Raw genomic sequence first — 16,023 nt, forward strand, 5'->3', positions numbered from 1 at the left:
AATGCAGTTCTATCTCGAAACTCTGGCCGATCCCGAATACTTCGCCCCCTTGGAAACGTGGCGGCTGGATGCGATTCGTAATCCACATCTCGCCGCGATTCCGAGCGGTCCGATCGACTGCCCCGACATTCCCTCCCCATGGCACGCCGAGCAGCGCGGGCCGTGGACGGTGGTCGCACCGATCGGGCATCAACTCCAGCCGCAGGGATGGAAGGCGCATTTGGCGCCGATGCTCGAGGACGTCCGCGACGTCGTCGAGCGGACCGCCCGGCTGTGTGTCCGGCGCGGCTGGGCGTTCAAATATCTGAGCCGATACGAATACGCCTGGGCGCTGAACGGCAAGTACGCGCCGCGGGAGGCATCGGGAAAGATCGTGGTCTTCTATCCGAACGCCGACACCGATCCGGATGCGTTCTTCCGCAAGCTGTTCGAGGAGTTCGGCGCGCTGCGTGGGCCCCGCATCCTCGGCGACCACCGGCTCGGGGACTCGATCGTGCACGCCCGCTACGGGTCCTTCGTCGCCCGTCACGTCCCCGACGCCGAGGGCGAGCCGGTGTTGGCCATGGCCGATGCGACCGGTCGGCTGATACCCGATCGGCGCGGTGTGCGCCCGCACACTCCCGAATTCGTCGAGCGCCCGGCGATTTTCGACGAACTGCCCGCCGACCGCCCCGCTGGCTCCGACCGCCCCATCTACCGGGTGCGCGGCGCGTTGCACATGTCCAATACCGGTGGCGTCTATCGGGCGACCAACACCGAGACCGGCGACGAGGTGGTGCTGAAGGAGGCCCGCCACCATACCGGCCGCGACGCGGGCCTACGCCCGGCGACCGAACGGCTGCGCGCCCAGCGCGACGCCATGCGGCGGCTGCGCGATATCGGCGCCGTGCCGGAGGTGCTCGACCATTTCACCCAGGGCGACAGCGACTTTCTGGTCTACCGCTTCGTCGAGGGCTCCACCCTGCAGGAGTGGTCGGCGGCGCGCAATCCGGCCCTGATCCAGCCGCAGCCGGATCGTCCGGTGCCGTGGGAGGCGGCGCAGCGTTTCGCGGCGGCGGTGACCCGGCATATCGAGCGGCTGGCCCGAATCGTGGCCGATGCGCACCGCGCCGGGGTCGCGCTGGTGGATCTGCATCCGGCCAATGTCATCGTCGGGTCCGACGGCGAACTGTGGCTCATCGACCTCGAGGCCGCGGCCGACGCCGAGGACGAATCGGCCGTATTCGTCGGTGCGCAGGGCTTCTGCCGTCCGGGAGTCGGGGGTAGGGCCGCCGACGAATTCGGGCTCGCGGCCGTCGAGCTCTATCTCTACGTGCCGATGCTGCCCATGACGTCGTATGTGCCGGGCGCGCTGGCAGGTCTGATCGACTTCGCCGCCGCGACCTTCCAGCTGAGCCCGCAGTGGCGCACGGATATGCGCAAGCGGCTGGGCGTGACCGAACGCACGGGCACCTTCGTCGCCGCCGAGGCGATTCGCCCCCGGCTGGAACGCTATTGCGCCACGCTGGCCGAAACCCTCAGTGGGTGTTGCGATTTCGAGGACAGATACCCGATCCCGTGCAGCCCCACCGGTTTCGGCGAGTTCACCCGCTTCGGCATCAGCCATGGCCCGGCCGGTGTGGTGTGGGCGCTCTCCCGCCACGGCGCGGTGCCCGAACCGGTGGCCACCGGCTATCGCACCTGGCTGGGGAAGAATCTGGACCACTTCGGCGCACTCGGCAACGGACTGCTCGACGGCTGGTCCGGCAATATCGTCGTGAGCGCGGAAATCGGCGCCGACGATCTGGCCGAACAACTGCTCGACCGCTTCCTCGCCACCGCCGAGATCACCGCGAGCGGCACGAATGTCCGCGGCGGGCTGGCCGGGCAGATCCTGCTCGCCGTGTGGTGCCGCAACGCGGGTCTGACGGTGACGCCGGAATGGCTCGAATCGGCCGCCGACGAACTGCGTCGACGCGTCGAGGCGATTCTCGAACGCGGTGAGGTGGTGCCGACCGGGCTGCTGAACGGCCTGTCGGGCGCGGCGCTGGCGCTGATCCGCGCGCACGAGGTGGTACCCCGGCGCGCCTACCTCGCCACCGCCACCGCCGCGCTGGACGCCGAACTCACCACCTATGAGCCGCACGACGCGGCCGAGGGCCTGCTCTTCCACTGGGACAAGCGGATTCGCCTGTTGAGCTATCTCGATCGCGGTAACGCCGGGCTGCTGATCGCGGCCGCGGAAAGCGGCGGCAGGTGGCATCCGGGCGCACGAACCGTCGCCGCGCTGCAGCGGGCCGCCTGCAGTCGGGTCGGCGTGCAGCCGGGTCTGTACATCGGCCTCACCGGCGGGCTCGCCGCCAATGCGGTGCTGCGCCACCGGACGGACTGGCTGGACGGCGAGTATCTGGACCGGTGCAACGAGGCGATCGCCGCGAGCGTCGCGACCTTCTCCGGCCCGGGCGCCGGCGGCTTCCACGTGCCCGGTCAGCTGTCGGCCCGCGCCGCGGTGGATTTCGCCACCGGTGCTGCGGGTGTGCTTGCGGCGCTGTCGTTCTGGTCCGGGCGCTCGTCGGCGTGGCTGCCGGGAATCTGCCGATAGGGGAGACGATGACGGTATCGCGTGGGCAGCCGAGGCGGGAGCGACCGGTGGCCGTGGTCACCGGTGGATCGCGCGGCATCGGCGCGCGGATCTGTGACCGCCTGGTCGCGGCCGATTACGAGGTGCACTTCTGCTATCGGCAGGCCCGGCGGCGAGCCGACGCCACGCTGACCCGGCTGCGGCGCCATCCCGGCGCCGCGGCGCACGCCTGTCAGGCCGATATCACCGATCCCGACCAGGTCACCGCCTTCGCCGCCGCGGTGGGCCGTGGCGTCGACGTGATCGTGCTGAACGCCTCGGGCGGTATGGAGCGCGACGCCGCGCCCGGCTACGCGGAGCGGATCAACGGCGAGGCCCAGGTGGCCGTGCTCGACGCCTTCGCCCCGGCGCTGCAGCCCGGTGCGACGGTCGTCTATCTGACCAGCCTGCAATCGCATCGGTTCGGCGCGATCGAGGAATACGACAGCTATCTCGGCATCGCGCGCAGCAAATATCGCGGGGAACGGTTGGTCGCCGCGTGGTGTGCGACCCACGCGCCACAGGCGGTGTACACGGTCGCGGTCAGCGACATGGTCGACGGCACTCCCGCCGCCATGCTCATGGACCTGCGCGAACCCGCCGCCTCCGCCGAGCGCCGCCGGGCCGCCGAGCGCTCGGGCGTACCGCTGCCGACGGTGGATGCGGTTGCGGCCCACGTGGTGTCGATAGCGCTCGCCGACCGTGCACCCGGTGCGTATGTGGACTATGTCGCGGGCGGGGCGATCACCGAGGCAGCGGTACGACAAGTCGGATCCGATCGGAAGGAGTACCCATGCACGACGCCGTTCGCCGTGCCGCGACCCGAGGCGTGCTGATCGCAGTGACCGGTGCCGCCCTCACGGGCTGTATCGGGATGAACGAATTCGACAAAGGCTCTGGGCCCAAGGGGGATTCGGTGACCTCGGCGCAGGCGCGGGAGGTGTTGCTGCAGGGACTGGGCGTCGGGGCGTTCGCCGACGCGTGCGACCGGATCGACTGGGCCTGCCCGATCACCGAGGTGGTGGCCGAATCCGATTATGTGGTCACGATCCGCTCCTCGGTGTCCGACAGCCGATGGGAGCCCGCCGGACGGGGCGCGCGCAGCGCTCTGAAGTATCTACGCCAGTCCCAGCCGATGTCCCGGGTCACCACCGTGAAATACACCAATGCCAAGGGCAACGTCCTCGACACCGCGGACCGGCTCACCTCCTCGATCGGTGACTGCCCGTTACCGTGCGGGAGCCCGCGATGAAGAATCCGTCGAAAACCGCACTGCTGCAAGATGTCCGCGCCTCGGCCGACTACGCTCAGATCGTCGACGCCGGATGCCGGGCGGCCGCGCTGATCGAATGCCGCCGCGAACGGATTCGCGAGATCATGGTCGAGATCGCGACCTTCGACAGCATCGAGACCGAGATCGAGGACGCGATCCGCCTGTTGCGCACGGCGGGAGTCGAATTCCCAGCCTACCGCCGCAGCGATCCGGACACTCAGCTGCGCGTATTCCTGCCCGCGAACAACCTGCTCTACAGCCTGGCGCTGTTCGTGCTGCTGCCCTCGCTGTATCTGGACAATGTGCTGGCGCGTCCGGCCAGCCGGGTGCAGTCGCTGTATCTCCAACTGGCGCAGCTGCTTTCCGACGGGCCGATCGATATCGCCGCCCGGCTGCGGACCTATTCGCAGCAGTCGTTCATCGACGTGTCGCAGGGCAGCGTCGTGGTCTTCAACGGCCGCCCGGACAACGGCCGGACGGTGCACGCCGAATGCGCGAGCGGACTGTTCCTCGGTTTCGGCGCGGGCATCAATCCCATTGTCGTCGGGCCGGATCTGGCCGGTCCCGAACTGCACACCGCCGTCGACGCGACCCTGCGGGCGCGGCTGTACAACAACGGTCAGGACTGCCTGTGTCCGGACGTCGTCTTCGTGGACGCCGCGGTGGCAGCGGATTTCGCGACCGAGCTGATCCGCCGCCTGCGCCGGATCCCGGTCGTGTCCAGCGGCGCGCATCCGGGGCTGATCAGTTCGCCACTGGCCGACACCGAGACCTACGACCGGGCCGTCGCGGCGGTGACCGCGCTGGACGCCACGGTCGTGTGGTCGGGTAAGGCCAGCGCGCATCCGCGGCACTGCCCGACGGTGGTGTCGGTGCGGCGGATCGACGAGGGACCCGCACATGCCCCGGAGCTGTTCGGGCCGATCTTCAATGTCGTGGTCTACGACCGGTTCGACGAGGTGGCGTCGTTTCTGACCGCACCCGGCAACGCCGAGCTGGGCATGTACGTCAGCGCGTTCGGCGTCGCGGAGCTGGTCGGCGTGGAACGGCTGGGCACTGCCCGGAATACGGGTTCGCGCACGGCCTTTCAGTTCGAGAGCGGTCACGAGCCGTTCGGTGGCTTCGGCGTCGACGGCACCCTGCTGGCCGGTGCGGGCCTGACCCCGACCGGCAAGCCGCTGCTGTTGTCGGCGGAGCTGGCCCGCCGCTCGTCTGGATACGGAGCTGCGCATGCGCGATGAGGACAAACCGCGGCTGGGGCAGATCCGGCGCGAAACCGTTGCCGCGCTGGACTTCCTGCGCTGGCACAGCCAGATCGGCAAGGTGCTGAGCCGCTACCTGCTCGAGCTGCCGGAGCCGGAGGCCGAACGCAATGCGGCCAATATCGTGTTTCGCTCCCCGGAGGTCATCGACTGGGCGGCCGCCACCTACGCGCTCGCCGAGCACGAGGAGCGGCCCACCCTGCCGACCGAGGTGCTCAATGCCGACGGCTGCCGGGTGTTCGGCAACGGCACCAAGCGGGGCTGGCGCGGTGCGGCGCTGGCGGTGTGCTGCGAACACGAGATGGCCCTCGACGTGCTGGCGGCCCTGGCCGACGGCACCGGCGAGCCGCTGTGCGTGCTGCTGGAGGCCGAGTTGTCCACGTTTGCGGCGGCGCAACCGGCGGTGCGGGTGACGATCGGCAGTTTTCGCCATGGGTGAGAGCCACGGGCTGCCCGTCGTCGACGGTGCGCGGCTGAGCGCCGCGAGCCTGGAATCGCTGCGCCGCGAACTGGATTCGGTCGCCGTGCCGGGGCGGCACGCGATCCTCGCCCCGGCCGACCCGCGCGCCTGCGCGCACACCTACCTGGCCGCGCGTTCGCTCGGGGTGCCCCTGGTGCTCGGCACGCCGCAGCAGCAGGCGCGGGCCTTCGAGCCGTATCGGCGGGTGGCCGGGTTGACCGTGGTGTCGTGCCCGACGCCGCAGCTGTCCGAGCCGGTCGCCGTCATGGCCACCACCTCCGGCACCAGCGGCAGCGGCCGGTACGTGGCGTGGTCGGCGCGATCGTTGCGCTACCAGGCGCATACGACCGCCAAACGGCTGGGCACCTCCGCGGCCACGCGCTACGCCATGGCGCTGGGACTGGGCAGCTCCTACGGCTTCAGCGTGCTGAACCTGACCCTCGAATGCGGCGGCGAATTCCGGGCCCGCGAGGTCACCGCGGTGGGACCGCTGGTCGAGCTGTTGAAGGCGGGCGGCTGCGACAGCCTCGACACCGTGCCCGGCGTGTGGCGCTACCTGCTGCAGGCGATGCGCGAGGACGACGAACTGGCCGCGGCCGTGCGGCGGCTGGCCGTGCGCGGGGTCGGCGGCGAGGTGATCTCGCACCGGCTGCTGGATGCCTTCCACGATCTGGACGCGCCGCTGCACAACGGGTACGGACTGACCGAGGCGGGCCCGAATGTGGCGATCTCGATCGGTGAGCACTATTCGCGCCGGCACGTCGGAACGCCGTTGGCGGGCACCGACGTTCGCATCGTCGACGACGAGATCCAGGTTCGCAGCGACAGTGTCGCGGCGTATGTGTGGGACGGCCGCACGCGGCGGCTGACGCCGAATCCGGATCTCACCGACGACGGCTGGCTGCGGACGAAGGATATGGGCGCGCTGGAATCCGGCGGCCTGCTGGCCGTGCACGGGCGGTTGGATTCGGTGCTGGTCAGCCACGGCACGAAACTGCATTCCAGCGTGCTCGAACAGCATGTCCGGGGCACGGGAGATCGGCCACTGGAAGCCGCTGTGCTGCAGGTGGATCCCGAGCGCGACGGCCGAGTTCGACTGGTGCTGGTGGCGATCGCCGCGGAGATCGACCGATCCGGCGACCTCGAGCGCTCGATCGTGGCCGATGCCAAGCGGTTCCCGGCTCAGTTCAAGGCGCGCGACATCCTGCTGATGGATGCGGCCGACGTCCCGCTGACCGCGGCCGGGAAGCTGGATCGCCGTCGGCTCCGCGCCGCGGTGGCGGCACATCTGAACGGATCGATGGAGATGCCATGCAAGCAACTGTCGTAGATTACGTCGGCGCCCATCGCGTCACCGATATCGACGGGGCCTCGGCGTTCGAGCCCGGACCGCATATCCTCGGCGCGCGGATCGCGCAGCGGCCGCGGGCCGAGGTGCTCGCCCACTGCGTGGACCTTCTGCTCGAGCGCAATCCGGGACTGGCCGAATCCCGGCTGGGCATCGTGGAGGCGGCACAGACCACGGGCCGGTATGTCCCCGCGAATCTCGAGGAGTATCTGCCGCCGCCCAGCCAGACCCTCGCGCGGTTCGCGGATCGGCTCGGCGAGCGGCTGCTCATCTCGCACGCGTGCGCGTCGGGTGGGCTGGCGCTGGCGATGGGTGCGGCGCTGCTGGGGCGCGGCCGGTTCGACCGTGTGCTGGTGCTCGGCGCGACGGCCCCGGGCTTCATCGAACGGGCCGCATTCGCCAGCTCGGGTGCGCTGTCGCCGCACGAGTACTGTCGACCCTTCGACGCCGCGGCCGACGGGACGGCGCTCGGTTTCTTCGTCGGCGCGGTGCTGCTCGGGGCCGAGCCGGTCGCGGGTCGTCCCGTGATCGGCGGCATCGGCATTCAGACCCTCGGCCTGGGTGCGCAGTCCGATCCGGCCAGCCAGCTGTGGTGTATGACCAGCGCGGTGCGCCAGGCGGGGGTCACCCCACAGTTCGTGTCCGCACATGCCACCGGAACCCAGCACGGGGATCGGGTGGAGCTGGACGCGGTCGCGGCCCTGGGCCGTTCACTCGATACCGAGCTGCACGTCTCCTCCTGTAAGGGCGAGGTCGGCCATTCGGTGCATTCGGCCGGATTGGCCTCGGCCATCGTCGCCCTCGAGACGTTGCGGCGTGGCCGGATCTTCGGCACCCGGCACTGCCACGAACCGATTGCCGCGGCGGGAGCGCAGGTCGTCGCGCACGGGAAGACGGTCGACGATGTCGGCCCGACGGCGGGCATCGTCAACGCCTTCGGTTTCGGCGGGACGTCCTGCTCGATTTTGGTCCGGAAATGAAGGGAGCCAATGCAATGGACAACAACACGATGGAGCGCGAGCTGCTCGAGGTGGTCGCCACCGAGGTCGAGCGGATCAACGATCTGGACGACACCCCGGCGGTCTCGCTGTCGGACACCATCACCGACGATCTGGCGCTGGATTCGCTGGGCGTGCTGGAGCTGGTGCTGCGGTTGCAGTCGGCGTTCTCGGTCTCGCTGACCGAGGACGAGGTGGTCGCGGCGACCACGGTCGGCGACCTGCTGAAGTTGCTCAACAGCAAGAATCCGGTGCTGCGATGATGAAGCTCGTCGCGCTCGAACCCGTGCTGACGCAGGAGGATTCGCAGCGCGCCGCCCGGCTGATCGCCGCCAATCCCATCTCGGCCGTCTCCACCGCCGGACCGCAGTGGGTGCGCGAAGGCGATGCGGCGGCGCTGCTGGAACAGTCCGCGGTGGCGTTCGTGCTCGCGGGCGGGGAATCCGGGCTCGGGGTGGTGCGCGTACAGCGCCTGCAGACGCCCGGCGTCTTCGAGATCGCGCTGCACAGCGCCGACGATGCCGCATTGGAATCGGTCGGCGTCGCGGCCGGGCTCGACGAGCTGCTGCGCTATGTCACCGCCACCACCGAGGTGCATCGGCTCGAGCTGTGGTTCGGGGTGTACAACCGGCTGCTGCTGGACTACTGCCTGGAATCCGAGCGGTTCCGCTGCGAGGGCGTGCTGCGCGACCGGTATTTCGCGGCGGGGCGCTACTGGGACGGGCTGGTGTGGTCGGTCACCGGCGAGCGGCTGCGGTTGCCCGAAAACGATTCGGCCGCGGCCGAATTCGAGCAGGGCTACCAGCGCACCGCGGCCCGGCTGCGCCGGATCATCCGCGACCAGCTGACACCGCCGGAGGCGGGCCGGTGACGATTCTGGGCCGGTGGACCCGGCTGGAGGAGAGCCGGGACGTGGACCCGTCCGCCATGCTGGCCCGGGTCTTCGAATCCTCGGCGCAGCGGCTGTTCGCCGGATCCGCGCTCGCGCCGGTCGACGCGCACGGACTAGGCAGCATGGCCGCCGCCTCGGATCGGTTGCTGGGCTATATCTATCGCCGCGACGAAGCCGCCGCCCGGCCGATCGGCATCTACGATTGCCGCCTGGCCGATCCGGGCCGGATGCATGTGGGCGTGGTGCTGGCCGGGGACGCGGGCTGGGGCGACGGCGTCGGCATGGACGCGATGCTGGCGCTGCTGCGATATCTGTTCCACTTCGAGGCCCGGCGCGGCTTCGAAATGGCCGCGGCCGTGCACAACCCGCATACCGTGCGGATTCTCCTCCATCGCGGGGTGCGGCCGGAGGCGGTGCTGACCGATGCGGTCGCCGACGGCGCGCGGCTGGTGGAACTGGCGGTCGGGACGTTGACGGAACCGGAATTCGCCGAGGTGGGCTATGAGGTGCCCGGATCGAGCGAATTCGACGACGGGCGCTGGGTCGCGGTCAGGGATCGGGTGCTCGCCCAGATTGGGGAGCGGTCATGACCTTCGGCGATATCGAAACGGCCGGACCGGCACGGGAATTGGCGGAATTCGTGGGCCGCGCGGCGGGCCGGTCGCGATCGATCGTGGTGACCCAGGAACGGATTTCGGCATTCGGGGAGATCACCGAGGATCGGCAGTGGATCCACATGGATCCGCCGCGGGCCGAGCGCATCGGAGGCACCATCGCGCACGGAATGCTGATCGCCTCGCTGATCCCGGTGCTGCTCGGCGAGATCATCGAACCGCCCGCGGGTGCGCCCATTCGGTGCGATCGGATTGTCAATCTCGGTTTCGAGCGGCTGTCGTTCGCGACGCCGGTGCGGGCGGGGACCGCGATTCATCTGGAGGGGAATGTGGTCGAGGCGGTCGCCGCCGGACGGCAGCGGGTGGATGCGCGCTGCGATGTCACGGTGTGGACCGACACCGCGCCGCCGCGGGTGAGCGCGGCCGGTGTATTGCGTTTGCGGTTCCTGCTATGAGAAGGCTTGCGGTGGACGGTATCTGGGCGGAAATGGTCGACATCCTGGAGCGTCGCGGACCGCGGCTGTACATCGGGGTGCCCGGGGACGAACCCGACATCATCGATGCGGCCCGGGCGGCCGGGGCGACCTGGTCCGCGCAGCAGGATCAGCGCACCGCGGGCTATGCCGCGGTGGGATGGTCGCGGATCACCGGGCGCGCGGCGGTGCTCGCCACCGCCAGCGGGCCGAATCTGCTCAATGCGCTCATCGGCATCGCCGAGGCGTACACCACGCGCACACCGCTGCTGGTGGTGACCACGGTGGTGCGCGATGCGGTGGTGGGTCGCGGGGGGTTCCAGGAATTTCCGGTGGCCGGACTGTCCGGCGGGTTGTTCACCTGGACCCATCGCATTGCCGATCGGGCCGAATTGTCCTGGGCCGTCGCCCGCGCCCTGCACCTGGCCGAGCACGGCCGGGGCGGGCCCGTACATCTACTGGTCGATCCCGAGCTGGTCGACGCAGAGGCGGTCGAGATGCCCCGAAACATCGAAGCGGGGCAACCGATTCCACCCGGGCAGACCGCCGAGGCGCTGGGCCCGGTGCTCGCCGCGCTCAGCGCCGCGCGCCGGCCGGTGCTCCTGTTCGGCGGGGGCACGCGGCGGGCGGACGTCGTTGAATTCGGTGTGCCGCTGGCGGATTCGCTGAACGCGCTGTGCCTGGTGACGGCCTCGGGGCGCGGGGTGTTTCCGGAGGATCATCGCCGCTTCGGCGGGGTGGCCGGGCTGTATCTGCCGCCGCAGACCCGGGCGGCACTGCACGACGCCGATGTGGTCGTGGTCCTCGGCAGCCAGCTGGAGGAGACGGCGCTGATGGGCTGGGAGCATCCCGACCGGTCCTGCCTGGTGCACGTCGACACCGATCCGGCCGTATTCAATCGCGCGGTGGCGGCGCGCTTTTCGGTGCTCTGCGAGGCCGGGTTCTTCGTGCGCGTGGCCCACCGCGAGCTGCCCGCGCCGACCGCGCACGCGGCCGCGTGGTGGACACCCTGGCAGCGGGTGACGGGTGAGACGGCCGGTGGCATCGAAACCGTGCGATTCTGGTCGGCATTGCGAGAGGCATTGCCCGGCAACGGGATCGAGGTGATCGCGCAGGAGAACGGGCTGGCCGATCTGTGGGGTTACTACGCGCCGTGCTTCACCCTGCCCGCGGGCATCGCGCCGCTGGTGCCGGGCGAGCAGACGCCGCTGGGCTTCGGCCTCGGCGCGGCGCTGGGCGCGGCGCTCGGCGGGCGGCGCGCGCTCGCGGTGGGCGGCGACGGGGCCTTCCTGACGAACCTGCCGACGCTGGTGGCGGCGGGGCGGGCGCGGGCCGATATCTGCTACATCTGTCTCGACAACGGCGGATTCGGCTGGCCCTCGCTCGCTCGCGACGATACCGGTATGGTGGATTTCGATGTGGCCGATGGCATTTCGGCGCTGGCCGGTACGGCCGGATTCGGCGTGGAGATGGTGTCGAAGGCGGAGTCGCTCGCCGAGACGCTCGCCGGTGCACTCGCTGCCAGCGGTCCGCGTCTGGTTGTGGTGCGACTGTGCGATCGTCCCTCCTTTCCGCCGACGGCCCCCGGTGATCTGTAGTAGCGTTCTGACCAGATACTTCTGGATGAAAGGAAGTGTTGTGACGGGGAACCCGCAGCTTCCGGTCCTGCGGACGGATGCCATCAGCGTGACCTTCGGAAAAAGAGATGCCGCGGTGGCCGCGCTGGACGGCGTCGATCTGGCGATCGCGCCCGCGAGCTTCACCGTGATCATGGGCCCGTCCGGATCGGGTAAGACGACGCTGCTCAGCTGCCTGAGCGGCCTGCTCGCCCCGACCAGCGGCACCGTGCACTACGGCGACACCAGCCTGTACGCGCTGTCCGATCCGGAGCTCTCGCGCCTGCGGCTGGAACAGTTCGGCTTCGTCTTCCAGGAGTACGGCCTGCTCGAATCGCTGTCCGCGCGCGGCAATATCCTGCTGCCCGCGCGCGCCGCGGGCAAGCGGGTGGACCGCACTCGGCTGGCGGCGCTGTGCGACGACCTGGGCATCACGCGATATCTGGATATGCGCCCCGACGAACTGTCCGGCGGCACCCAGCAGCGCGTGGCCTGCGCCCGCGCCCTGATCGCCGAGCCGCGGGTGATCTTCGCCGACGAGCCGACCGGCGCGCTCGATACGCACAACGCGGGACTCATCCGGCAGCTGCTGCGCCGGATCGTGGACGAGCGCGACATCTCCATCGTCGCGGTCACCCACGATCCACAGTTCGTCGAGTACGCCGATCGCGTGCTGCTGATTCGCGACGGGCGGATCGAACACGATCTGGTCGACGCCACCGTCGAGCAGGTGGTCGCGCACTCCCAGCAGCGGGTGGCCGTGTGAATTCGTCCCATATGCGCATGACCTGGGGCGTCGCGGTGGGCCAGCTGCGCCAGTATCGGCGGCAAACCGTGCTGGTACTGGTGGTTTCGATCGCGCTGCTGGTATCGCTGCTGATCCCCGCGGGTCTGTATCTGTCCTATCGCGACAAGGTCGCCCACGCCATCGAGACCACGGTCCTGCCGGGCGAGCTGATCGTCACCGCCGATGCCGCGCTGCCGGGCGCCGCCGTGGCCGATGCGCTACGCGCCGCGCCGCAGGCGTGTGCGCTGTCGCAGTTCTCCGGTCAGGTGGTGGTGTACACCGCATCGGCGGCCTCGGCCTCGGTGCCCGGATCGTTCCTCCGATCCGACGGCGGTTGTGCGGGTTCGGAGCCCGCGATCGCGCCCGGCGAGATCCTGGTGCGGCCCGGTACCGGGGTCGTCGGGGTGATGGGCAGCAGCGGCGCGCGGGCCACCGTCACGGCCGATACGCCGACGCCGACGAGCGCGGCGGCGGTGCGCTTCGCCGACGAGCCGACCGCGCGCGAAATCCTCGGCGTGCCGGGTGGTTACACGCTGGTGACGCTTGCCGGTCCGGACGCGCGCGCGGCGGCCGATCGGCTCGCCGCGGCCGGGGGCACGGTCAGCACGCGGGCAGCCTATCTCGATCGGCTCGCGGGCGAGCAGATCGCGAATGTGAGCTTCGTCGGGGTCATCGCGATCACCTTCATCGTCGTGCTGATCGGCGGCCTGACCGCCGCCCTGGTCTTCTCGCTGGCCCTGCTGGCGATGCAGCTGCGACCGCAACTGGACACGCTGCGGCGAATCGGGGTGTCCCGCTCCCGGATTCGGGCCGTGCAGGCCGTTCAGGCGGCGCTGATGCTGGCGGTCGCCGCCGTGATCGGCACGCTCATCGCGGTGTTCACCGATGCCGCGGTGCCGCCGGGGCGGGTGCTGCTGGGCACCTTCCCGGTCGACGGGGTGCTCCTCGGACCGGCGCCGGTGGCCGCGGCATGGGTGGCGCTGGCCGTGGTGTTCATCGGCGCGTGGTTCCTGGGTGATGCGATTTCCAGTGGTACTCGGCAGGTTTCGGCGGCGCACCCGGCGCGGCTCGGTGCGGTGCGGCGCATACTGCCGCCGGTCGTCGCGGTCGGTGCGATCACCGCCGGGCTCTGGTCGACGCTCGAGTCGCGGCTCGGCTTCGGCGGTCTGGTCGCCGGGTACTGTCTGGTGCTGGTCGGGCTGTTCCTGCTGGCCGCCCCGGCGCTGCGGGTGTTTCGGCCCTTCGGCGAGATCGGCGCGGCGCGCGGCCGACTGCTGCCGTGGTTCGGGATCGGCAGCGTGGCACGGGTGCGAACACAGGCCGCGGTCGCGGTGTCGTGTATCGGATTCACCGCCTCGCTGGTCTCGATCATCTCGGTCTTCGCCACCTCCACCGACGCGTCCATCAACCGCCAGATCGATGCGAATGTCGGCGCGCAGGTGGTCATCGAGCCCAAGACAGGATTCGTGATCGCCGGTTCCGATGTCACCGCGCTGCGTGGGGTACCCGGGCTGGCGGGTGTCGTGGCCGTCGCGCCGCAGGCCGGGGTCGATCTCGCGAACCGATCGAGCAACGGGGTCGCCATCGACGGTCGGCTCGACAGCGGCGCGTTGCAGATCGCGATGGTCGACGGCGCGGCCGACACCAGCGGCGGGCAGGTGCTGCTGTCGCGGACCACGGCCGCAGACCTCGGTGCGCGCGTGGGTGATTCGCTGCCGCTGGCCGGTACGCCGGTGCGCATCGGCGGCATCTACGGCGATGCGCCCACGCTCGGTGATTTCGTGGTGCCCGCCGATCCATCCTTCGTCTCCGGATTCCAATATCTGCTGATCAAACAGAGCGATCCGGCCGCCCGCGCGGGCATCGACGCCGTCGCGGCCACGCTGCCCAATCTCGCCGTGCGCTCGATCTCGGAATACACCGTGCAGCAGAAGGCCGAATCGCGGGTGATCATCGCGGCGCTGACCCAGCTGTCCACGGTGGTCGGCGCGGGCCTGCTGCTCGCCCTCGGCGTCGTGCTGGGCGTGCTGACCGGCGGGCGGCTGCGGGAGTGGGCGACCTTCCGCCGACTCGGGTTCAGCCGCGGACTGGTGTTGCGTACCGTCGGTGTGGAGGGTGCGGTGGTCGCGATCGTGGGCGTGCTGGCCGGATTGGCGGTCGGATCGGCCTTCGGCTACGCGGTGTGCAAATACCTGCGGTGGGTGGGCCTCACCGATGTGGTGTTCGATCCGGTCACCTCGGCGGGCGCGGGCGTGGCCCTGGTCGCCATCGGGGTGGTCGTGTACGTGATGGCGTGCTCCAGCACGCTCCGGCAGTTGCGGTAGGGCCGCAGGGAGGGGTCGGCGTGAATCCGATTGCGGGACTGGGCGACAACCCGATCGTCGCCGTCATTCTGTTGTGTGAGATCGGCTTCTGGGTCACCGTGGGGCTCGGCCTGCTGCTGCGGTATGTGCTGCGGCTCGGGACGCTGAGTTCGATCGTGCTGGCGCTGGTGCCGCTCATCGACGTCATCCTGGTCGTAGCCGTGGCGCTGGACGTGCATCGCGGCGCCGAGGTCACCGGCGTGCACCGGATCGCCGGAATCTATCTGGGCTGGACGGTGGTGTTCGGCAAATCGACCGTCCGGTGGCTGGACTCCTGGTTCGCCTACCGGTTCGCGGGCGGGCCGCGGCCGCAAAAGCGGCCCAAGGAGGGGCCGGAGGCGTATCGCGCGGAAATGAGGTCGTTCATCAAGTGGCTCGTCGCCGCGGGAATCGCGCTCGTGGTGTGCTTCGGACTGTCGGTCACGGTGGCCGATCCGGCCCAGGCCACGGCCCTGCGCGGAGTGTTGCAGCCGCTGGGCGTCATCACCATCGTGTGGTTCCTGACCGGGCCCGCATGGGTGAAGGGCAAGAAGGAGGTCAGCCGGTGAACGCGCAGCGGCCCGTCGCGATCGTCACCGGCGGCGCGCGCGGCATCGGCGCGGCCTGCGCGACCAAACTCGCCGCCGACGGATACGACATCGCGTTCTGTCATCGCCGGGTCGGGTCGGCCGCCGACGAGGTGGAGGCCGACTGTCTCGCGCACGGCGCCAAGGTCTTTCGTCGCACCTGCGATGTCGGCGACGCGGCGGCGGTCGAGGAGTTCGTGAGCGGTGTGCGCGAACAGCTCGGCGATCCGGCGGTGGTGGTGGCCTCGGCCGGGATCACCCGCGACGCGCTGCTGATTCGCGCCACCGACGACGACTGGGACGAGGTGCTGCGCACGAATCTGTCCGGGGTGCGCCACGTCTGCAAGGCGGTCGTCCCGGTGATGATGCGGCGAGGGGCCGGATCGATCGTCGCGCTGTCCTCGGTGGCCGGGCTGGCGGCATCACCGGGCCAAACCACCTACGCCGCGACCAAGGCCGGGATCATCGGGTTCGCCAAGACACTGGCGCTCGAGGTGGCGCGGTTCGGCATCCGGGTCAATACGGTCGCGCCCGGACTCATCGCGACGGATATGACCGAGGCGATGGGCGCGGAGGCACTGGCGGCGGCGCGTAAGACCATTCCCATGCGGCGGTTCGGTGAGCCCGATGATGTGGCCGCGCTCGTCGCGTTCCTGGCCTCGCCCGCGGCCGGTTACATCACCGGGCACACCTTCTGTGTCGACGGCGGCCTGACCGCCTGAGCGGTGAATTCGCTCCGGCACAACGTATCTCGATTTCATTGACGCGACTT

General features: G+C 70.1%; 16 protein-coding genes. All 16 read left to right on the forward strand.

Annotation, left to right across the window (positions count from 1 at the left end):
• Nucleotide 1 precedes the first annotated feature (1 nt).
• Genes NDR87_RS10780 through fabG form a run of 16 tightly spaced genes read left to right on the forward strand, consistent with a single transcriptional unit; the run spans nt 2 to nt 15,973 of the window.
• Nucleotides 2-2,581 (forward strand): hypothetical protein, encoded by a 2,580-nt coding sequence (locus tag NDR87_RS10780; protein ID WP_251911069.1) that lies wholly within the window; start codon nt 2-4, stop codon nt 2,579-2,581.
• An 8-nt stretch (nt 2,582-2,589) separates the two neighbouring features.
• Complete coding sequence (locus tag NDR87_RS10785; protein ID WP_251911071.1) at nt 2,590-3,435, forward strand: SDR family oxidoreductase; 846 nt, start codon at nt 2,590-2,592, stop codon at nt 3,433-3,435.
• Nucleotides 3,393-3,851 (forward strand): hypothetical protein, encoded by a 459-nt coding sequence (locus NDR87_RS10790; protein ID WP_251911072.1) that lies wholly within the window; start codon nt 3,393-3,395, stop codon nt 3,849-3,851. The genes NDR87_RS10785 and NDR87_RS10790 overlap by 43 nt, the downstream gene beginning before the upstream one ends.
• Nucleotides 3,848-5,113, forward strand: coding sequence for an aldehyde dehydrogenase family protein (locus NDR87_RS10795; protein WP_251911074.1), 1,266 nt, complete (start codon nt 3,848-3,850; stop codon nt 5,111-5,113). The genes NDR87_RS10790 and NDR87_RS10795 overlap by 4 nt, the downstream gene beginning before the upstream one ends.
• A complete protein-coding gene (locus NDR87_RS10800; protein ID WP_251911076.1) occupies nt 5,103-5,573 on the forward strand; it encodes a hypothetical protein in 471 nt (156 codons plus the stop codon). The genes NDR87_RS10795 and NDR87_RS10800 overlap by 11 nt, the downstream gene beginning before the upstream one ends.
• Nucleotides 5,566-6,924 (forward strand): AMP-binding protein, encoded by a 1,359-nt coding sequence (locus tag NDR87_RS10805; RefSeq protein ID WP_251911078.1) that lies wholly within the window; start codon nt 5,566-5,568, stop codon nt 6,922-6,924. The genes NDR87_RS10800 and NDR87_RS10805 overlap by 8 nt, the downstream gene beginning before the upstream one ends.
• Nucleotides 6,906-7,922 (forward strand): beta-ketoacyl synthase N-terminal-like domain-containing protein, encoded by a 1,017-nt coding sequence (locus tag NDR87_RS10810; RefSeq protein ID WP_251911080.1) that lies wholly within the window; start codon nt 6,906-6,908, stop codon nt 7,920-7,922. Before NDR87_RS10805 ends, NDR87_RS10810 begins: the two co-directional genes overlap by 19 nt.
• Nucleotides 7,923-7,936: 14 nt before the next feature.
• Nucleotides 7,937-8,203 (forward strand): acyl carrier protein, encoded by a 267-nt coding sequence (locus NDR87_RS10815; RefSeq protein WP_251911082.1) that lies wholly within the window; start codon nt 7,937-7,939, stop codon nt 8,201-8,203.
• Nucleotides 8,200-8,811 carry a hypothetical protein gene (locus NDR87_RS10820; protein WP_251911084.1) on the forward strand — a complete coding sequence of 204 codons (612 nt, stop codon included), beginning with the start codon at nt 8,200-8,202 and terminating at the stop codon, nt 8,809-8,811. The genes NDR87_RS10815 and NDR87_RS10820 overlap by 4 nt, the downstream gene beginning before the upstream one ends.
• A complete protein-coding gene (locus NDR87_RS10825; protein ID WP_251911086.1) occupies nt 8,808-9,422 on the forward strand; it encodes a hypothetical protein in 615 nt (204 codons plus the stop codon). The genes NDR87_RS10820 and NDR87_RS10825 overlap by 4 nt, the downstream gene beginning before the upstream one ends.
• The gene (locus NDR87_RS10830; protein WP_251911088.1) at nt 9,419-9,901 is read left to right on the forward strand and encodes a MaoC/PaaZ C-terminal domain-containing protein; all 483 of its coding nucleotides are present in this window, start codon (nt 9,419-9,421) and stop codon (nt 9,899-9,901) included. The genes NDR87_RS10825 and NDR87_RS10830 overlap by 4 nt, the downstream gene beginning before the upstream one ends.
• On the forward strand, nt 9,898-11,517 hold the full coding sequence (locus NDR87_RS10835; RefSeq protein ID WP_251911090.1) for a thiamine pyrophosphate-binding protein: 1,620 nt from the start codon (nt 9,898-9,900) through the stop codon (nt 11,515-11,517). Before NDR87_RS10830 ends, NDR87_RS10835 begins: the two co-directional genes overlap by 4 nt.
• 40 nt (nt 11,518-11,557) lie before the next feature.
• Nucleotides 11,558-12,301, forward strand: coding sequence for an ABC transporter ATP-binding protein (locus NDR87_RS10840; RefSeq protein ID WP_251911093.1), 744 nt, complete (start codon nt 11,558-11,560; stop codon nt 12,299-12,301).
• A 17-nt stretch (nt 12,302-12,318) separates the two neighbouring features.
• A complete protein-coding gene (locus NDR87_RS10845; RefSeq protein ID WP_251911096.1) occupies nt 12,319-14,646 on the forward strand; it encodes a hypothetical protein in 2,328 nt (775 codons plus the stop codon).
• Between the two features lie 20 nt (nt 14,647-14,666).
• Complete coding sequence (locus tag NDR87_RS10850) at nt 14,667-15,233, forward strand: hypothetical protein (protein WP_251911099.1); 567 nt, start codon at nt 14,667-14,669, stop codon at nt 15,231-15,233.
• Nucleotides 15,230-15,973, forward strand: a complete 744-nt coding sequence (gene fabG, locus NDR87_RS10855; protein WP_251911102.1) for a 3-oxoacyl-ACP reductase FabG — start codon at nt 15,230-15,232, stop codon at nt 15,971-15,973. Before NDR87_RS10850 ends, fabG begins: the two co-directional genes overlap by 4 nt.
• Nucleotides 15,974-16,023: the final 50 nt, after the last annotated feature.

Origin of the sequence: Nocardia sp. CDC159, from assembly GCF_023740735.1 — a bacterium.
Classification (GTDB): domain Bacteria; phylum Actinomycetota; class Actinomycetes; order Mycobacteriales; family Mycobacteriaceae; genus Nocardia; species Nocardia pulmonis.

Excerpts from the sequence above, each read along its gene's own strand:
- NDR87_RS10790 (WP_251911072.1), top strand. The coding sequence starts at position 3,393 with ATGCACGACGCCGTTCGCCGTGCCGCGACCCGAGGCGTGCTGATCGCA.
- NDR87_RS10815 (WP_251911082.1), top strand. The coding sequence starts at position 7,937 with ATGGACAACAACACGATGGAGCGCGAGCTGCTCGAGGTGGTCGCCACC.
- NDR87_RS10845 (WP_251911096.1), top strand. The coding sequence starts at position 12,319 with ATGACCTGGGGCGTCGCGGTGGGCCAGCTGCGCCAGTATCGGCGGCAA.
- NDR87_RS10805 (WP_251911078.1), top strand. The coding sequence starts at position 5,566 with ATGGGTGAGAGCCACGGGCTGCCCGTCGTCGACGGTGCGCGGCTGAGC.
- NDR87_RS10830 (WP_251911088.1), top strand. The coding sequence starts at position 9,419 with ATGACCTTCGGCGATATCGAAACGGCCGGACCGGCACGGGAATTGGCG.
- NDR87_RS10820 (WP_251911084.1), top strand. The coding sequence starts at position 8,200 with ATGATGAAGCTCGTCGCGCTCGAACCCGTGCTGACGCAGGAGGATTCG.
- NDR87_RS10800 (WP_251911076.1), top strand. The coding sequence starts at position 5,103 with ATGCGCGATGAGGACAAACCGCGGCTGGGGCAGATCCGGCGCGAAACC.
- NDR87_RS10795 (WP_251911074.1), top strand. The coding sequence starts at position 3,848 with ATGAAGAATCCGTCGAAAACCGCACTGCTGCAAGATGTCCGCGCCTCG.
- NDR87_RS10810 (WP_251911080.1), top strand. The coding sequence starts at position 6,906 with ATGCAAGCAACTGTCGTAGATTACGTCGGCGCCCATCGCGTCACCGAT.
- NDR87_RS10780 (WP_251911069.1), top strand. The coding sequence starts at position 2 with ATGCAGTTCTATCTCGAAACTCTGGCCGATCCCGAATACTTCGCCCCC.
- NDR87_RS10785 (WP_251911071.1), top strand. The coding sequence starts at position 2,590 with ATGACGGTATCGCGTGGGCAGCCGAGGCGGGAGCGACCGGTGGCCGTG.
- NDR87_RS10835 (WP_251911090.1), top strand. The coding sequence starts at position 9,898 with ATGAGAAGGCTTGCGGTGGACGGTATCTGGGCGGAAATGGTCGACATC.